The sequence below is a fragment of the Rheinheimera muenzenbergensis genome, assembly GCF_036984005.1.
Lineage (GTDB): Bacteria > Pseudomonadota > Gammaproteobacteria > Enterobacterales > Alteromonadaceae > Alishewanella > Alishewanella muenzenbergensis.
The window spans coordinates 200,006-214,098 of the sequence record NZ_JALAAR010000005.1; the positions used below are offsets into that span (position 1 = coordinate 200,006).

The following is a 14,093-nucleotide window of genomic DNA, read 5'->3' on the forward strand; positions in this document are numbered from 1 at the left end:
CTGTTTTAAACTAATGTCTGCAGGTTTTGACTCACAGCGTGCGCAGTGTAGTACAGCGGATACATCAAATGTTGCTGTTCCAGCGGTGACGAGCCCTGAGTACCAGTTAGTTTAATGGTTTTAATTGGGTTGCATTTTTCAATATAAGACTGCAACGACCTGGCTTTGGTACGTTTACCGCTTTTTACTTCCAACGGTATGACATTGCCGGTACTATCAGAGAGAATAAACTCGATTTCAGCCCGGGCATCGCTCCAGGAAAAGCTGGGGTCAACGCCCAGAGCAGCCAATTCCTGCTGGACAAAATTTTCGGCAATATAGCCTTTGTAGTCATAATTTTGCTGTTTAATCTCCAGATAGCTGACACCCAGCATATGGTTGAGCAGGCCTACATCAAACAAAAACAGCTTAACCATATTATCTTTTTTGTAAGCCGCCAGCGGGCTGCGTGGTGTGCCCTCGACAGGGTAGTTTTTTAAAATCAGCCGGCACTTTTCCAGCCAGATAATGCCGCCTTCCAGCTCCTGATAGCGTGATTTACGCTCATAGACATGTTTTAATTTAAAGCGCTTAACCGACTCGTCCATTACCGCAGCAAGCTGTGCCGGCACTGCAGTAAACACCGCTTCAATTAAAGCAGCATCTACCTTGCCGGAGTACTTACCAAAATCCCGTACATATCCGGCCAGCAAGTCAGCATGCACTTGAGACACCGCCTTTACTCGCTCCAGCAGGCTTTGCTCTGCCAGCTTGAACCACAGGCGAACGGCCTCCGGCATGCCGCCGGTAAAGTAATAATCTGTCAACTTATCAAACAGCTTAGTGTGGGCAGCAGCCGAGTTTTGCCCGGCATCATAAGCTTTTAACAGCATAGCTTCGCCTGAGGCCAGTAAGAATTCGCGAAAGGTTAACGGCCTTAAGTTGTATTGCTCAACCTTGCCGACCGGAAAGGTATTCAGTAAGCCGATGTTAGAGCCACTGGCGGCGATAAACGCCTGTGGGGTTTGCTCGGCAAAGTACTTTAATGCGGTTACCGCCCGCGGGCATTCGCCTATTTCATCGAGGATCAGCAGGTCAGTTGCCATATTAAACGGCTGCCCGGTTAACAGCTCGATATTACCCAGCACATCAGCGGGGCTTAACGAACCGGCAAAGGCATCCTGCATTTGCGGCGACTCCAGAAAATCAATCCGCAGCACCTTTGCAAACTGGCGGCCAAACAACTGCTGCAGCAAGTAGGTTTTGCCGGTTTGCCGGGCACCGTCAATCAGCAGGGGCTTGCGCTCAGGTTTCGCCTTCCAGCGCAGTAAAGCTGTTAATAAATCGCGTTCCATAGCACCCCTAAATGCCGTTAATTTGCACTAACATTACACTTTTCTGCGCCTTAAAACAAACTTACCAACACATTTATGCGCGTAAAAGTGTGGAATATTACATTTTTATGCGCATAAAAGTGTGATGGCTTTGAGATGGCTAGAAAAATAGTGTTTAAGATCAAGCTACCGGCAGCTCAGCAAAGCTGGTGCATTATTTTCAAGTTCGCTTTCCGAGCTCAATAGAGCTATAGCTCTCGTAATCCACAACTCAGTAAAAATTGAAAAGTGCCATCATAAAACTCTGGGTTTCTAGTTTCATCCGCGACATTACCTTTTGGTATGAAAATAATCATGCCCTCTCGAGCGCGAGTCAGCAAAACTCTGTAGGCATTTTCTAGATATCTTCGGTTCTCTAGTTGCCTTCGAGCTTGCCAGTTTGAACCTTTAAACTGCCAATGCTGGAATTTTCCATCTATGAAACGCAAATCCGCATCCCAAGCCACAAGTGTCCAATCGAGTTCTAATCCTTGAACATCGAACTCTGTTGCCGCATCTTCAAGAAAACTACTCGACCTAATATCATTACCTTCAGCAAGAAACCAATGTTCTGGCTCTACGGTGTTCTTTACGAAAATCCCTTCTGCCTTCAGTCGAATAGCGTTGGAAGATGCTAACACTCCACAGCGTCGATTTGCCGTGGTCTTTTGTTTAATCCAAGCTTTAGCTTTTGTAATGTCGTGGGTTATTACAATAGGAAAATACGGCGCAATAAGTTTAAAGGTATCTGCTGCTGCAGAAGCGTTTCCATCTATCAAATGGTGAACAAAAGACGATAATTTCTCAGCACGAAAGGAACGCATAGAAGTTGAAAGGTGCAAACTTGGCTCTTGCTCAAAATCTTTTATGCTGTTGGCATCAATACCATTTCTAATATACTCACCTGTTAGCAAGTTTGGTGAACAGTACACTTGCCAATGCTTAAAAGTGTGTTGAATCGCGTTGAACCAGCCACCAATACCAGCCTCACCAACGTTTATTTCTTGACCGCCGCCGACTAACGCAATAATTACGGCCCAATCTTCGTGCCGATCCATCACTGAAATCAAAAACTCAGGCTCAGACATAGCAAAATCAGAAATGCCGCGTTTATTTCGCATAAACTTGGCGGTTTGCTCTATATTCCAAGCCCGTTGTGCTTCATCAAATATCGCAACATGCTCTGGCGGCTTCGATTTATCTTTTAGAGATTCATCACGAAAACGATGAATATTTTGAATAAAACTTTCTACTTTTCGACGCGCGTCTTGTTTTGATAATTCTCTACGACCACGGGCTCTTTCATTTGCATAGAGATCTCGTGCTAGCGCTTCTTGCAAAACAGTGACAAGAGGGCCATTGCCACTTAAAAATACTGAGTATTCGTCATCGTCTGGATTTGCGTGCTGATTAGCTATATTGAGACCAACCAAAGTTTTACCTGCACCAGGTACGCCGGTGACGAAACATATGACTTTTCGCTTATTAACTCGAGCGCCGTGGATAATCTCAAATAATCGCGAACTAGTTACTGCTATGTTTTCGCCGCCAGCTTCAGTGCGTGTAATATCGATTACGCTATGTTTGGCATAAAGCGCCTGTGCTGCTTCAACTATTGTCGGAGTAGGCTTATATGAGGATATAGACCAACCGTGTATGTCAAAGTCTTGTGAGGGCTTCTTATCTAAGACTTGCCGAATTTTTCTGAAAAGACCATCACCTGATGTGCAAATTACATTTGATACATCTTCATCATTAAACTCTACTGCTAATTCTGGTTCATTGGCTTCAGTGCTAATCAATACGGGTACGATATACTTATCGTGGCTTCCAGAATGAAAGTGTTTTAGATCGAGTGCGTAGCCAGCAGTTTGAGCACGGTCGGCATAAGTGTAAACGGATGCGCCTACCTTGAATTCAAGGACAAAAATAATGCCCGAGACAATCATTACTACATCAGCCCGGCGGCCCATTCTTGGGATCATAAACTCAAAGAAGATCCAACCTTGGTTTTCGGCCTTACCTAGTTCTTGCTGCAAATAACGTATTTGATATTCCCAAGCAATCGTTTGGGTATGCATCAAATCCTGACCATGCGATCTTGTTAACTGACCAATAATTTTGCTTTCTTCGGTAGCAAGAAAATTTTTGATAGGTGCAGCGTAGTATGCCCGGCTCATCCTTTAAACTCCGGGATATTAAACAGTTCTAACGCTGGCACACCTAGAGCTGATGCTATTTGCAGTATATTTTTCAGACTTACATTACGCTTACCGCGCTCAATACCGCTGATATAGGTACGATCTAGGTTTGATAAAGCTCCAAGCTCTTCCTGACTAATGTCTTTCGAAAGCCTAAGCTGCTTAACCCGTAAACCAAACAGTTGCTGTGCATCCTGACGCATGAATTGATCCATAATATGGAAGAACTAACATCGTCAGGTGATGTGACTTATAATGCTACGGACTATAAGTCACAATTGGCGTTAATTATGAATTTCGATGAACCAAATAATGAGTATTTCGAACTACTTAACCAGAAACTAGAGCAGACTTACTGTATTAATTTTGACGATACTGGATATACCGACAATGAGTGGCTTGCACGGTTTGGCGATTTGTCGCTTGACGATGCGGTTAGTGAATACGCTAAGAAATACGACTTAACATCGTTGAAAGATATTCTCTTGGGCACCTAGGGAATTAGTTAAATCACGCCGGCAGCGGCAATTTACCCTCTAGCCAAAACTGCTCTGCGCTAAAGCTATGCAGCTGGGTTTCGCCGTGTTGTTTAAATGCTACCTGCTGTGCACTTAGCTCGCACAGCCATTGGCTGCTTTGATCGGGTTGGTTTGAGGCAAAAGCTTTTGGGTTAAATAAACCGATGCAAAGCTCGCTGCTTGTAGCACGGGCTGATTGATATTCAAAAGCATCAACGCCGGCGCTGCGCATAGCGCTGCCCAGCAGCTGGGTATGTTGATAGTCGGTTTTACTGGTGAGTAATGCCTGATGCTGGCTAAAAGGTGGCTGGTGCAGCGCAATGCCGCGCTCTGTTTGGTAGTGCACGCTAAACAAGGTATGGGCCGTGCGCAGTATTGGCTTAGGTGGCGGGGCGGGCATTGACTGCCAAAACAGTAATCTGTAGTAAGCGGACTCAGCCAGGGTTACCGCGACTGAGCCGCCGGCGTAGAAAATGCCCGGTTCATACACACTGCCAAAGCGCGAACCCCATTTTAACGGTGGATAACGAAACGGCGTTTTTAGTAAGTAATGTAAGCCTTCAGCTACCGGAGAGACAGGTGGTTTGGTTTGCTCTAATAATTGCTCTAATAGTGCTTGCTCTTGCAGCGTGTCGACCAGACTCAGCGTTGCGGCTTGCTCCTGACTTTCTACCAGACGAAACAAGGTACCACTTATTGAGGTTAGCTGCTGCTTGCCATTGCAGGCTTGCCAGATCACTGCTTGCCCCGCATCGCATCAACCACATGCAGTACCTGCATTAAACCATGCACACTTTGCACCTGTTGCGCCGGTACGCCGCCACTTAGCTGGTTCTGCGTGTGCATAAAATGTTGTGTCCAGCTGCTATCGCCGCCGGTTAACGCATACAGGGCGCGGGCGATACGAATAAGTAGCAAGGCCAGCTCGCCTTGTTTTGAGCTTGGGTCTAATGACAGCTTTTGTTTTAGCCGGCTTATTGCGGTGCGGTGCACACCTAACACTGCCGCCAGTTCGGCCTGTTTTAGCCCCAGTTGGTCGGCAGCGTTTAGTACCGCCTTCGCCAATACCAAGTCGGCGCTGCTTACGGGTTGTAGTAATGCACTCATATTACCCTCCAGAGTCATTAATGCACAAATAATAGCTCAAAAGTGCAAAGGCGACAAATGGGGGCGGGCAGACAATAAAAAAGGGGCAACAATTGTTGCCCCGAAGCGCTAGTGTAGCTACCAGAGAAACTTAGAACTGACCGATAACACCTAATCTGTATGTCTTAAGCGCTGAATCGCCTGTGTTGCTGGCAAAGCTGGCTTCTACTGCCCAGTTTGGCGTGAAGAAGTGCTTGGCGTTCAGACTGTAGTTGTCTGCTTTAGTGTAAGACAGGCCGACTGAGGTCATTTTGCTGAAATAGTAATCGGCTGCTGCGGCCCAGTCTATGCTGCCATCATTGTCTTCGATGGTAATGCCAGCGGCGATAAAGCGCGCTTCACCTAAACTGGCGAAATATTTGCTGCTGATACCGAAGTAATCGAATTCGTCATCAGTGTAAGCAGTAAAACCAACATAGTCGTTACCCTGCAGCTGGTGGTTGTAGCTGGCAGAAAAGCGGTAATCGGTGCTGCTGCCTTCGGTTTTAAAAGCTTCAGCGCGCACGATAACATTATTAGAAACCAGATAGCCCAAACCCAACTGGTTTATATAGTCACCGCTAAAGCGGCCGTGGCTGGCTGATACGACCAGGCCGTTTTCAGCGAAATATTCGCCGCCAATACTCCAGGCATTGTTGTCAATTACCCGGTTATAAGATGCCGAGATGTTGGTTACTTTGTTAATGTATTCAAATTGATCTAACGGGCCTAACGTCACTTTTTTGTCGATAAAATAGGTGCCGTTTAATTGCCAGCTATTGCCAACAAATGTGCGGTTTAGCAGGATATCGTCTTGCAGGTCCAGATAATCAAAGCGCTCATGAGTTAACCTCAAATCTGTAAATATCTGATATTCTTCAGAAGATACTAATGGTGAGGCCGCCAGTGCGATAGCGGGTAATACATATTTTAACGTCATTGTTTCAGATCCCTAAGTTGGTAATAGCGGCGCGCATACTACAGACGACGAAATTGAATGTAAATTAAAAGTTCACTTAATTCACATTAAATGGTTTATGTGTTTACTTTTTGGCCTAAGTTAGAAAATTAGTCGCTGCAAGCCAGCAAGGAAAAACGTAGCCTGCATGCACTGAAATGCAGCAGGGCGGGTTAACTTTGTCTTGCCTTCGGTGGTAATTGCGCCAAAAATAAGCCCTAACATCAAAGGGAGAAAACTCAATGAAAGCATTTTTAGTACTGGTGTTGACCGGCATCATCTGTAGTGTCCAGGCAGCCACACTTTTCGGTGCCGGCGTGGATAAAGCCAGCATACTTCCAGTTGAGCAACTGTTAACAGAACCGCAACGTTATCTGGATAAAGTGGTTACCATTAGCGGCACTGTCGACTCAGTGTGCAGCAAGCAGGGCTGCTGGATGAAGTTCACTGCAGAAAGTGCTGCCGGGCCGTTCCGGATTAAAGTGCGTGATGGTGATATGGTGTTTCCGCTCAGTGCCAAAGGCAAAACAGCTTACGCTACCGGCACTGTGCGATTATGGCCACAGGGTGAAGATGAGCCTGATGCCTATCAGCTGTACCCAACCGCAGTAGAAATAGCCGATTAATCTGAACTGCTTAAGCGCAACTGTACCAGATAACGCCGCAGCTGAGCCACCCGCTGCGGCCGATCAAATAACTGATACAATTGCAGCCAGTCTGCCGGCGGCATCCAGCAAACCTTTTTTTGCCAATGACAATGCAGTGGCGTAAATGACCAGTGAATTAGCCTGTCATGCTGTTTTACCGCGATACCGGCCATTAGCTCGATATCCGGCCAGTCTGCCCGGCTGAAACGGGCAAAATGTGCCGAGACATATTGCGGGTGTTCAGTGATTGGCTGGCGTTGGAAACCGGATGCAAGCACTGTACAGATCGCGGCAAAATCGGCTTCGGTGCAGACCACATCGATATCATTGGGCTGAGTGTCTAATCCCAGATGCCAGAGCAGGCAGCTGCCGCCAACGCCAAATTGAAAAGGTTGCAACAGCGAACAAAGCTGCTGTAGCTGAGTGACTAAGTGAGCATTATTCATCTAAGGCCTTGATCATCCGCGCCAGAAAAACCAGCTTTTCGTTATTAAGTTGGCGGTAGTCAAAGTAAGGACAGACTAACAGCCGGTTGTATTTATCGACAGCAAATTCATGGTTCAGCCAGATAAACCGGGCTGGCAAGCCGGCATCCAGCAGGGTTTTGGCATAAGTGCGGCCGGTAATAATATGTACGGTACCAAGCGCTGTATTCAGCTCAGGGCTGCTGAACAATAAAGCGGTCTGACTTTTAGCCTGGAGTAATAGTGTGTCACGATACTGCTGCCAGCTGGTGGCCTGTTGTGAAAAACCGAATTGTGTTTTATCCAGTGCAAACAGTAACTTGGCATATACATTAAACACTTTACGCCAACCGTTGCCACAAGCCTGATTTATCGCCTGTATTTCGCCGCCATCTAATGGCTGCACTGTCTGCAGGCTGGCATATTCTGTCATCGGCGGTCTGTTTGCTATATACACATTAAACTGTGCGCCGGCGTCACCAAAACCGATACGGTTGGGCGTAGGGGCTATCACGGTAGGCTAATCCTGATTTGCTCAGCGTTAATTCAGCTGGTTACTTTAGCATAAGCGGTTGCTCTGTATGGTATTGCAGGGTAATTTTGCTTGTCACTTTGCTAGGGAAAGCTTATGTCTTCTGTTACTGTTACTACAATAAACCGGCTGGATAATTGGCTAATGCAGGTTACGCCGCCAGAGAATGTCGCTGGCTTTCGCCGTTTTTGCTGGGAATTCTGGTTTTTTGGTCTGAAGCAGGCCCGCGCCTGCTTATTTGTCGCTCTGTTTTTTGCAGCTGTATTGCTGGTGCCTCGCAGCGGCATTATTGGTCTGCCGCGTTATGATGCGCTGCTGATCCTGGCGCTGCTAATCCAGGTCTGGATGGTGTGGAGTAAACTGGAAACCGTCGATGAGCTAAAGGCCATTTGTCTGTTCCATCTGGTCGGTTTTGCGCTGGAAGTGTTTAAAACCTCAGGTGCCATTCAATCCTGGAGTTACCCCGATTTTGCCTATAGTAAAATATTTGGCGTGCCGCTGTTTGCCGGTTTTATGTATGCGGCAGTGGGCAGCTATATTATTCAGAGCTGGCGCTTAATGCAGCAGCGGGTTGTGCATCATCCGCCTTACTGGATGGCGGTGTTGGTGGCGCTGCTGATTTACGCTAACTTTTTTACTCACCACTATATTGGCGATTACCGCTGGTATATCGCTGCGGCAACACTGGGGCTGTATGCACGCACTGCGGTGTACTTTACGCCGCTGGACCGTGAGCGCAGCATGCCGCTGTTACTGGGTTTTGTGCTGGTAGGCTTTTTTATCTGGCTGGCAGAAAATATCAGCACCTTTATGGGGTTATGGAGTTATCCAAACCAGCTTGGTGCCTGGTCGGCAGTGCACCTGGGTAAGTGGAGTTCCTGGTCACTGCTGGTGATTATGACTTTTACCATAGTGGCGCAGTTAAAGTACGTAAAACAGCGGATTGATGTACCGCGTTAAGCATAAAAAAGGCTACCCGGGGGTAGCCTTGTTCGCAGTAACTGCGTTATGCATCTTTTTCCAGCAAGTAGCTGATTAGCTGCTGCAGCTCGGTTTCCATATTACGCCGGTCCAGTGCTTCGTTGATAATACGGTACTTACCGTTAACTATCAGCATAGGTACGCCGGTCAGGACGCGGCGCTCTGATAATTCATCCTGCTCTTTTTTCATCTGGCTGGCGGCACCACGAACTGAAAAGCTCTTCATCGCTTTATCGTAGGTTTCACCGTCAATATCGTGAATTAATACCAGATTACGAATATCGTTTTCGTTACTGAATGGTGCGCGGGCGCGGTGGATCTGGTTAAAAATAGCGCTGGCTACCTGATCACCTTTACCCAGATTTTTAGCTACCAGATAAGCGCGGGCTAAAGCGTTTTGAATTTCCGGTGCCGCTGCACGGATAAAGTCGACGTGCACTTTTTTAAACTCAACATCATCGGGCAGTTTTTTCGCTACGCTCTGAGCGATAGGCTCAAACGCATTACAGCCGCCACAATAAAATGAAAAATACTCTTTAACTTCCGGCTTGGCGCTGGTGGTTTCAGCAATGATCTCGTAGTGCTTACCCTGCTCAAATTTTGCTTCAGCACAGGCTGCCAGGGGTAATAAAAGTGCCAGTACAGCCGCAGATAACAACGTTTTCATTTTTTAAATGTCCTTAGTTAGACTTGTTGGTCATAGCTTAACAAATTCTCAGTAATCAGGCACCAGAGACAATGGTGCTTCTTGCAATGCCAGCAGCTGTTCTTTTAACGCCAGGCACTGCTGCTCCCAGTATTTGTCTGTGGCAAACCACGGAAAGTTCAGCACAAAAGTACCATCCTTCCAGCGTCGTGCCAACCAGGCCATATAATGGATCATCCGCATAGCGCGCAGCGGTTCGATTAGTTTCAGCTCTGCCGGGTCAAAGTCGCAGTATTGCTCGTATTCATCCAGCATTAGCTGCAGGGTGTCGCGTTGCTCAAAACGATCGCCGGATAACATCATCCATAAGTCTTGTATTGCCGGCCCCATACGGCAGTCGTCCAGATCTACAAAAAACGGTGCTTCGCCGGCATAAAACAAATTACCGGCGTGGCAATCACCGTGTAAACGGATAAGCCGTGAGGGTTGGTATTGTGCGCTGGCCAGCGCAATGACCTGATCGAGCACGGTGAAAAATGCTGTGTGCATATAGTCCGGGATCAGTGTTAGTTTCGCCAGCACATCGCGACTTTGCGTTAAATGGCTGTCGATACTGAAAGCCGGCCGGTGGGTAAAGGCCTTGCTGCCGCCAACCTGGTGCATGCGGCCAAGAAAGCGGCCTAACATGGCTAACTGGTCGTCATTGTCAATTTCCAGGGTACGGCCGCCACGGCTGGGAAACAGCGCAAACTGGTAATCCTGATGCTGCAGTACCGACTGGCCGCTAAACTGCAGTGGCGCCACCACCGGTATCTCGGCGGCGGCCAGTTCAAAGGCAAAGTCGTGTTCTTCCTGTAATTGCGCTGTGGTCCAGCGCTGTGGCCGGTAAAATTTCACCACAAACTTTGCCGGCCGTACGGCATTAGCACTATAAGCACTAAACTGATATACGCGGTTCTCGTAACTGTTTAGTGCCAGCAGGCCAGAGCTTACATCCAGGCCAAGCTGACTGAGTGCATCTACGATGGTGTCGGGCTGCAGGCCACTAAAATCGAAGTTAGCCATGCTTAATTCCCGGTAAAAAATGTGCTGTCCTGCAACAATTCCTGCTGCTGGTCTGCCTGGCTGACACTGAAGTGGATGCTCAGGGCTTTTGCTGTTGTGGCATCAGGCTCCATTACCAGACTGATCGGTACACTACGGGTTTCGCCACCCTCTAAGGTGACTTGCTGTGGCCCTATCCAGTTTAAGGCGATATCGGCATTGACTGTCAGCCGATAACTAACGCTGTACTGAGATTTGTTTGAAATGCTCAGGGTATAGGTGTTCTCAATCAGGCCGTCATTGCTAATGCGGAACAAGGCGCCGCGATCGCGGATAATATTCATTTCAAAGGGTACCCGGCTATACAGCGTCCAGGCAAAGGCCGCGCATACTGTTATCAATACCAGCAGATAGCCCAGCAACTTGGGCCGCAATACTTTGGTGGGCTTGCCATTTAAGCTGTGCTCGGTGGTGTAGCTGATAAGGCCGGTTGGGTAGCCCATTTTTGTCATGGTATCGTCGCAGGCGTCAATACAGGCACCACAGTTAATACATTCGTATTGCAAGCCGTTACGAATATCGATGCCGGTTGGACAAACCTGTACGCACAGGTTGCAATCGATGCAATCGCCCAGGCCTTTGTCTTTATAGTCTTTGTCTTTACGGCTGCGTGGGCCACGGTTTTCACCGCGCTTTTCATCATAAGTTACCGTAAAGGTGTCTTTATCAAACATCGCTGACTGAAAACGGGCATAAGGGCAGATGTGGGTACACATAATTTCGCGCATCCAACCGGCATTGCCATAGGTACAGAGGGTAAAAAACAACACCGATACTACCGCCCAAAAGCTTGCCTGCAGCGTAAAGAATTCGGCAAACAGCGGCCCAACCGGGGTGAAATAACCAACAAAAATCAATGATGTTAATAGTGAAAACGCCACCCAGCATAAATGTGTGGCGGCTTTCTTAGCAAATTTGCCCGCCGACCAGGCGTCAGCGTCCAGTTTCATCCGTTGATTGCGCGTGCCCTGAATTTTTTCTTCAAACCAGATAAAAATAAAGGTCCAGACCGATTGCGGACATAAATAGCCACACCATACCCGGCCATAAAAGGCGGTGATAAAAAACAACGCATAGGCAGCAATAATAAAGATCCACGCCAGTATGGTAAAATCCTGCGGCCATAAGGTCAGGGCAAAAATATTGAACTTTTGCTCGGTAATATCCAGCAATATGGCTTGATGGCCGTTGTATTGCAGCCAGGGCAGCAACATAAACAGCGCCATAAAGACAAAACCCATGTAGCGCCGGATCGCCTGATGCAGGCCTTTTACCGCCCGGACATAAATACGGTCACGGGGGGCATAACTGCCACCTTGGCTGGATTTCGGCTGATGTACTTCAACATGTACCGGTATATTCTTAATATCTATTTTATTTTGCTGGTCCACGGCTTGTCCCGTTACTGCTGACGATGCCGCCAAGTATAACAGTTGGCAGGCAGATTTATTTGACCTGTGACAAAGCAATATCTGTGCCTGGCCGAATAAAGCCGTTTTCCACAGTTTTTCTGCGTGTATTGTCAACTAAGTTAACGGATTTTGCTTAAGTGGTGTAAACAATGGTGACATTTTTGGCTTAAAAACGACTGCGATGCAGATTGCGCCGGAATCCGTTACAATAGCGCCATTGCATTAGCGGAGTTACCAGCAATGAAGAAGTTTTTCTGGTTAGTAGTGATAGTGCTTTTGGTGCTGACCTTCTCGGATCACGAAAGTATTAAGCCTTATCGCGATAAAGTGTACGATTTAATAGTTGATAAAGTGGCCATTGCCGGTGACAACCAGGAGGCTGCGCTGCGCAAAACACGCAAGCAACTGTTACAGTTGGCAGAGCAATGGGGTGATAGCCAGCAACAGTATCTGCAAAAGCATGCTGCCAGTTTAGACAGCCTGCAGAAATTTCGCCGCAGCTACTGTATTAACAACGATTTTAATCCGATTTTGTTTGGCGAGCCGTTGCGGCAAAGCTGTGAAGTGATTGAACAAAATTACGACAACCTGACACGCCCCTGACCGAGGAATGGCCAATGCGCACCTGTGGAATAGAAATAAAAGGCAGCGAAGCAATTATCTGTCTGATGGTATTAAAAGACGGTTTGTTTGAGTTACCCGACTGCCGGCAAAATCGCTTTGCACTGACCAAAGATCAGGATCAGGAGCAAATGCGCCATTTTCAGTTTACCTTTGCCAAGTTTATTGAAGATTACAAAGTTTCGCAGTTAGTCATTAAAGAGCGACCACAAAAAGGTAAGTTTGCCGGTGGTGCCGTCGGCTTTAAAATTGAAGCGGCCTTACAGCTGATTGCTGGCTGCCAGTGTACTGTGATATCGGCCACCGCAATTAAAGAAAAGCTTAAACGTGCGCCGCTGCCGATAGATTTTAAAGACACAGGTTTAAAGGTATTTCAGGAAACTGCATTTACCGCCGCCTACGCCAGCTTACTGAAATAAGCTGGCTTATTCGTCCTGTTTAGTTGCTTTGTCGCCAGTTAAGTTGACATTAACAGTGCTGGTCCGGCTGGCTTGTAAAATAAGTTTGCGAATGAGTTTCGACTTGGCTTCGCCGGTAAGCTGGCTAAGTTCGTTCAAGGCCTCGATAGCTTCCTGGCTCAGCGTAAAAGTGGCATGACGCATCGGCAGGCGCGTTGTGTCGTCTTCTTCAGGCAATTGCTGACGCAAGCGCACTATACGCGGCATACCCATCGCATAGTCATTTGCGTCATCAATAAAGTCGTCAGCACTAATACCGCTGTTAGCGGCTGGCTGCGACTTTTTCTTCAGATCGATCAGCGCCATCTTCTTGTATCGCCTTCATTGCCATTAATTCAGTGACTATATCACGTATTTCCTGCGCCGCTTTGCCGTCTGGCTCGACATCCATTACCGACAGGCCTTTCTCTTCGCTGTCATCGTAGGTGTTACGATTGTAGGTAATGGCGTCCAGTACCCGGATATTAAAGGATTTGCATACGTCCTTGGCATCCAGAATACGGTTAGCCTGATTAGGTAGTGACGGGCATTGGGTAATCACACAGCCAACGATCATGTCCGGGTTAACCACATTGCAGGCACTGACTAAATCTTCCAGATGTTCCAGTGTTTTTAAATCGCGCCGCTTTGGCCGCAGCGGAAATAACACATGGCTGGCGACCACCATGGCCGAGCGCAGGGCCACGCTGTCCTGACCGCCGCAATCTACGATAACCACGTCGTAATGCATTTCCAGGCTTTTAAGCTCATAGCGGATTTTACCGTACATTTGCACACAGTTGATCCAGGGCAGGGCCGGATCCATATGGCGCTCCTGTACCCAGTCGGATGAGGTGCGTTGCGGATCACAATCAACCAACATCACATTGGCGTTTTTCTCGCGTGAAAAATACACAGCTATATTTTGTGCCAGGCAGCTTTTGCCGCTGCCGCCTTTTTCTCCACCCACTAACAAAATCATTGCGGTACCCTCATCTCACCGGCCGCTATTACTGTAACAGCTTCAGCCTTAGCATTAAGTGTAGACAACAATATTAAAACAGCGAAAACCAGCGTGTATTTTGTTGTGGTTGG

Annotated in this window: 18 protein-coding genes; 5 read left to right on the forward strand and 13 right to left on the reverse strand. The window is 47.5% G+C overall.

Annotated elements, in window-relative coordinates; translation table 11 throughout:
* Positions 1-5: 5 nt before the first annotated feature.
* The 3 genes from MN202_RS08155 to MN202_RS08165 all read right to left on the reverse strand — a co-directional run bounded on the left by MN202_RS08155 (position 6) and on the right by MN202_RS08165 (position 3,756).
* The gene (locus MN202_RS08155) at positions 6-1,334 is read right to left on the reverse strand and encodes an ATP-binding protein (protein ID WP_335735604.1); all 1,329 of its coding nucleotides are present in this window, start codon (positions 1,332-1,334) and stop codon (positions 6-8) included.
* A 227-nt stretch (positions 1,335-1,561) separates the two neighbouring features.
* Positions 1,562-3,532 (reverse strand): DUF2075 domain-containing protein, encoded by a 1,971-nt coding sequence (locus tag MN202_RS08160; RefSeq protein WP_335735605.1) that lies wholly within the window; start codon positions 3,530-3,532, stop codon positions 1,562-1,564.
* Positions 3,529-3,756 carry a helix-turn-helix domain-containing protein gene (locus tag MN202_RS08165; RefSeq protein WP_335735606.1) on the reverse strand — a complete coding sequence of 76 codons (228 nt, stop codon included), beginning with the start codon at positions 3,754-3,756 and terminating at the stop codon, positions 3,529-3,531. Before MN202_RS08165 ends, MN202_RS08160 begins: the two co-directional genes overlap by 4 nt.
* 15 nt (positions 3,757-3,771) lie before the next feature.
* On the opposite strand from MN202_RS08165, the gene MN202_RS08170 reads away from it, so the two are divergent.
* Complete coding sequence (locus tag MN202_RS08170) at positions 3,772-4,050, forward strand: hypothetical protein (protein WP_335735607.1); 279 nt, start codon at positions 3,772-3,774, stop codon at positions 4,048-4,050.
* A 13-nt stretch (positions 4,051-4,063) separates the two neighbouring features.
* Here MN202_RS08170 and MN202_RS08175 read toward each other — a convergent pair whose 3' ends face one another.
* The 3 genes from MN202_RS08175 to MN202_RS08185 form a co-directional block, all read right to left on the reverse strand.
* A complete protein-coding gene (locus MN202_RS08175; protein WP_335735608.1) occupies positions 4,064-4,810 on the reverse strand; it encodes an RES family NAD+ phosphorylase in 747 nt (248 codons plus the stop codon).
* A complete protein-coding gene (locus tag MN202_RS08180; RefSeq protein WP_335735609.1) occupies positions 4,807-5,178 on the reverse strand; it encodes an MbcA/ParS/Xre antitoxin family protein in 372 nt (123 codons plus the stop codon). Before MN202_RS08180 ends, MN202_RS08175 begins: the two co-directional genes overlap by 4 nt.
* A gap of 130 nt (positions 5,179-5,308) precedes the next feature.
* Complete coding sequence (locus tag MN202_RS08185) at positions 5,309-6,136, reverse strand: putative porin (protein ID WP_335735610.1); 828 nt, start codon at positions 6,134-6,136, stop codon at positions 5,309-5,311.
* Between the two features lie 260 nt (positions 6,137-6,396).
* On the opposite strand from MN202_RS08185, the gene MN202_RS08190 reads away from it, so the two are divergent.
* A complete protein-coding gene (locus MN202_RS08190; protein WP_335735611.1) occupies positions 6,397-6,780 on the forward strand; it encodes a DUF4920 domain-containing protein in 384 nt (127 codons plus the stop codon).
* On the opposite strand, the gene MN202_RS08195 is transcribed toward MN202_RS08190, so the two are convergent.
* Entirely contained in the window at positions 6,777-7,247 is a 471-nt protein-coding gene (locus MN202_RS08195; RefSeq protein WP_335735612.1) for a hypothetical protein, read from the reverse strand. The genes MN202_RS08190 and MN202_RS08195 overlap by 4 nt on opposite strands.
* Positions 7,240-7,779 carry a DUF6942 family protein gene (locus MN202_RS08200; RefSeq protein ID WP_335735613.1) on the reverse strand — a complete coding sequence of 180 codons (540 nt, stop codon included), beginning with the start codon at positions 7,777-7,779 and terminating at the stop codon, positions 7,240-7,242. The genes MN202_RS08195 and MN202_RS08200 overlap by 8 nt, the downstream gene beginning before the upstream one ends.
* Positions 7,780-7,893: 114 nt before the next feature.
* Here MN202_RS08200 and MN202_RS08205 point away from each other — a divergent pair, with 114 nt between their 5' ends.
* Complete coding sequence (locus MN202_RS08205) at positions 7,894-8,757, forward strand: DUF817 domain-containing protein (protein ID WP_335735614.1); 864 nt, start codon at positions 7,894-7,896, stop codon at positions 8,755-8,757.
* A gap of 46 nt (positions 8,758-8,803) precedes the next feature.
* Here the strand turns inward: MN202_RS08205 and MN202_RS08210 are convergent, their stop codons facing one another.
* From MN202_RS08210 to ccoG, 3 genes are read right to left on the reverse strand one after another with little or no spacing between them, the layout of a single operon-like run.
* Positions 8,804-9,445: a thiol:disulfide interchange protein DsbA/DsbL gene (locus MN202_RS08210; RefSeq protein ID WP_335735615.1), complete on the reverse strand. Its 642-nt coding sequence runs from the start codon at positions 9,443-9,445 to the stop codon at positions 8,804-8,806.
* 48 nt (positions 9,446-9,493) lie between these two features.
* The gene (locus MN202_RS08215) at positions 9,494-10,489 is read right to left on the reverse strand and encodes a serine/threonine protein kinase (RefSeq protein WP_335735616.1); all 996 of its coding nucleotides are present in this window, start codon (positions 10,487-10,489) and stop codon (positions 9,494-9,496) included.
* Between the two features lie 2 nt (positions 10,490-10,491).
* On the reverse strand, positions 10,492-11,919 hold the full coding sequence (gene ccoG / locus MN202_RS08220; RefSeq protein ID WP_335735617.1) for a cytochrome c oxidase accessory protein CcoG: 1,428 nt from the start codon (positions 11,917-11,919) through the stop codon (positions 10,492-10,494).
* Between the two features lie 261 nt (positions 11,920-12,180).
* Here ccoG and MN202_RS08225 point away from each other — a divergent pair, with 261 nt between their 5' ends.
* Both MN202_RS08225 and MN202_RS08230 read left to right on the forward strand, forming a co-directional pair.
* On the forward strand, positions 12,181-12,543 hold the full coding sequence (locus MN202_RS08225; RefSeq protein WP_335735618.1) for a hypothetical protein: 363 nt from the start codon (positions 12,181-12,183) through the stop codon (positions 12,541-12,543).
* Positions 12,544-12,557: 14 nt separating this feature from the next.
* Complete coding sequence (locus tag MN202_RS08230; RefSeq protein WP_335735619.1) at positions 12,558-12,980, forward strand: DUF3010 family protein; 423 nt, start codon at positions 12,558-12,560, stop codon at positions 12,978-12,980.
* A gap of 6 nt (positions 12,981-12,986) precedes the next feature.
* Here the strand turns inward: MN202_RS08230 and MN202_RS08235 are convergent, their stop codons facing one another.
* Together MN202_RS08235 and MN202_RS08240 are read right to left on the reverse strand one after the other, a co-directional pair.
* Positions 12,987-13,325, reverse strand: a complete 339-nt coding sequence (locus MN202_RS08235) for a replication protein RepA (protein WP_335735620.1) — start codon at positions 13,323-13,325, stop codon at positions 12,987-12,989.
* Positions 13,282-13,980, reverse strand: coding sequence for a nucleotide-binding protein (locus MN202_RS08240; protein WP_335735621.1), 699 nt, complete (start codon positions 13,978-13,980; stop codon positions 13,282-13,284). Before MN202_RS08240 ends, MN202_RS08235 begins: the two co-directional genes overlap by 44 nt.
* Positions 13,981-14,093 lie beyond the last annotated feature (113 nt).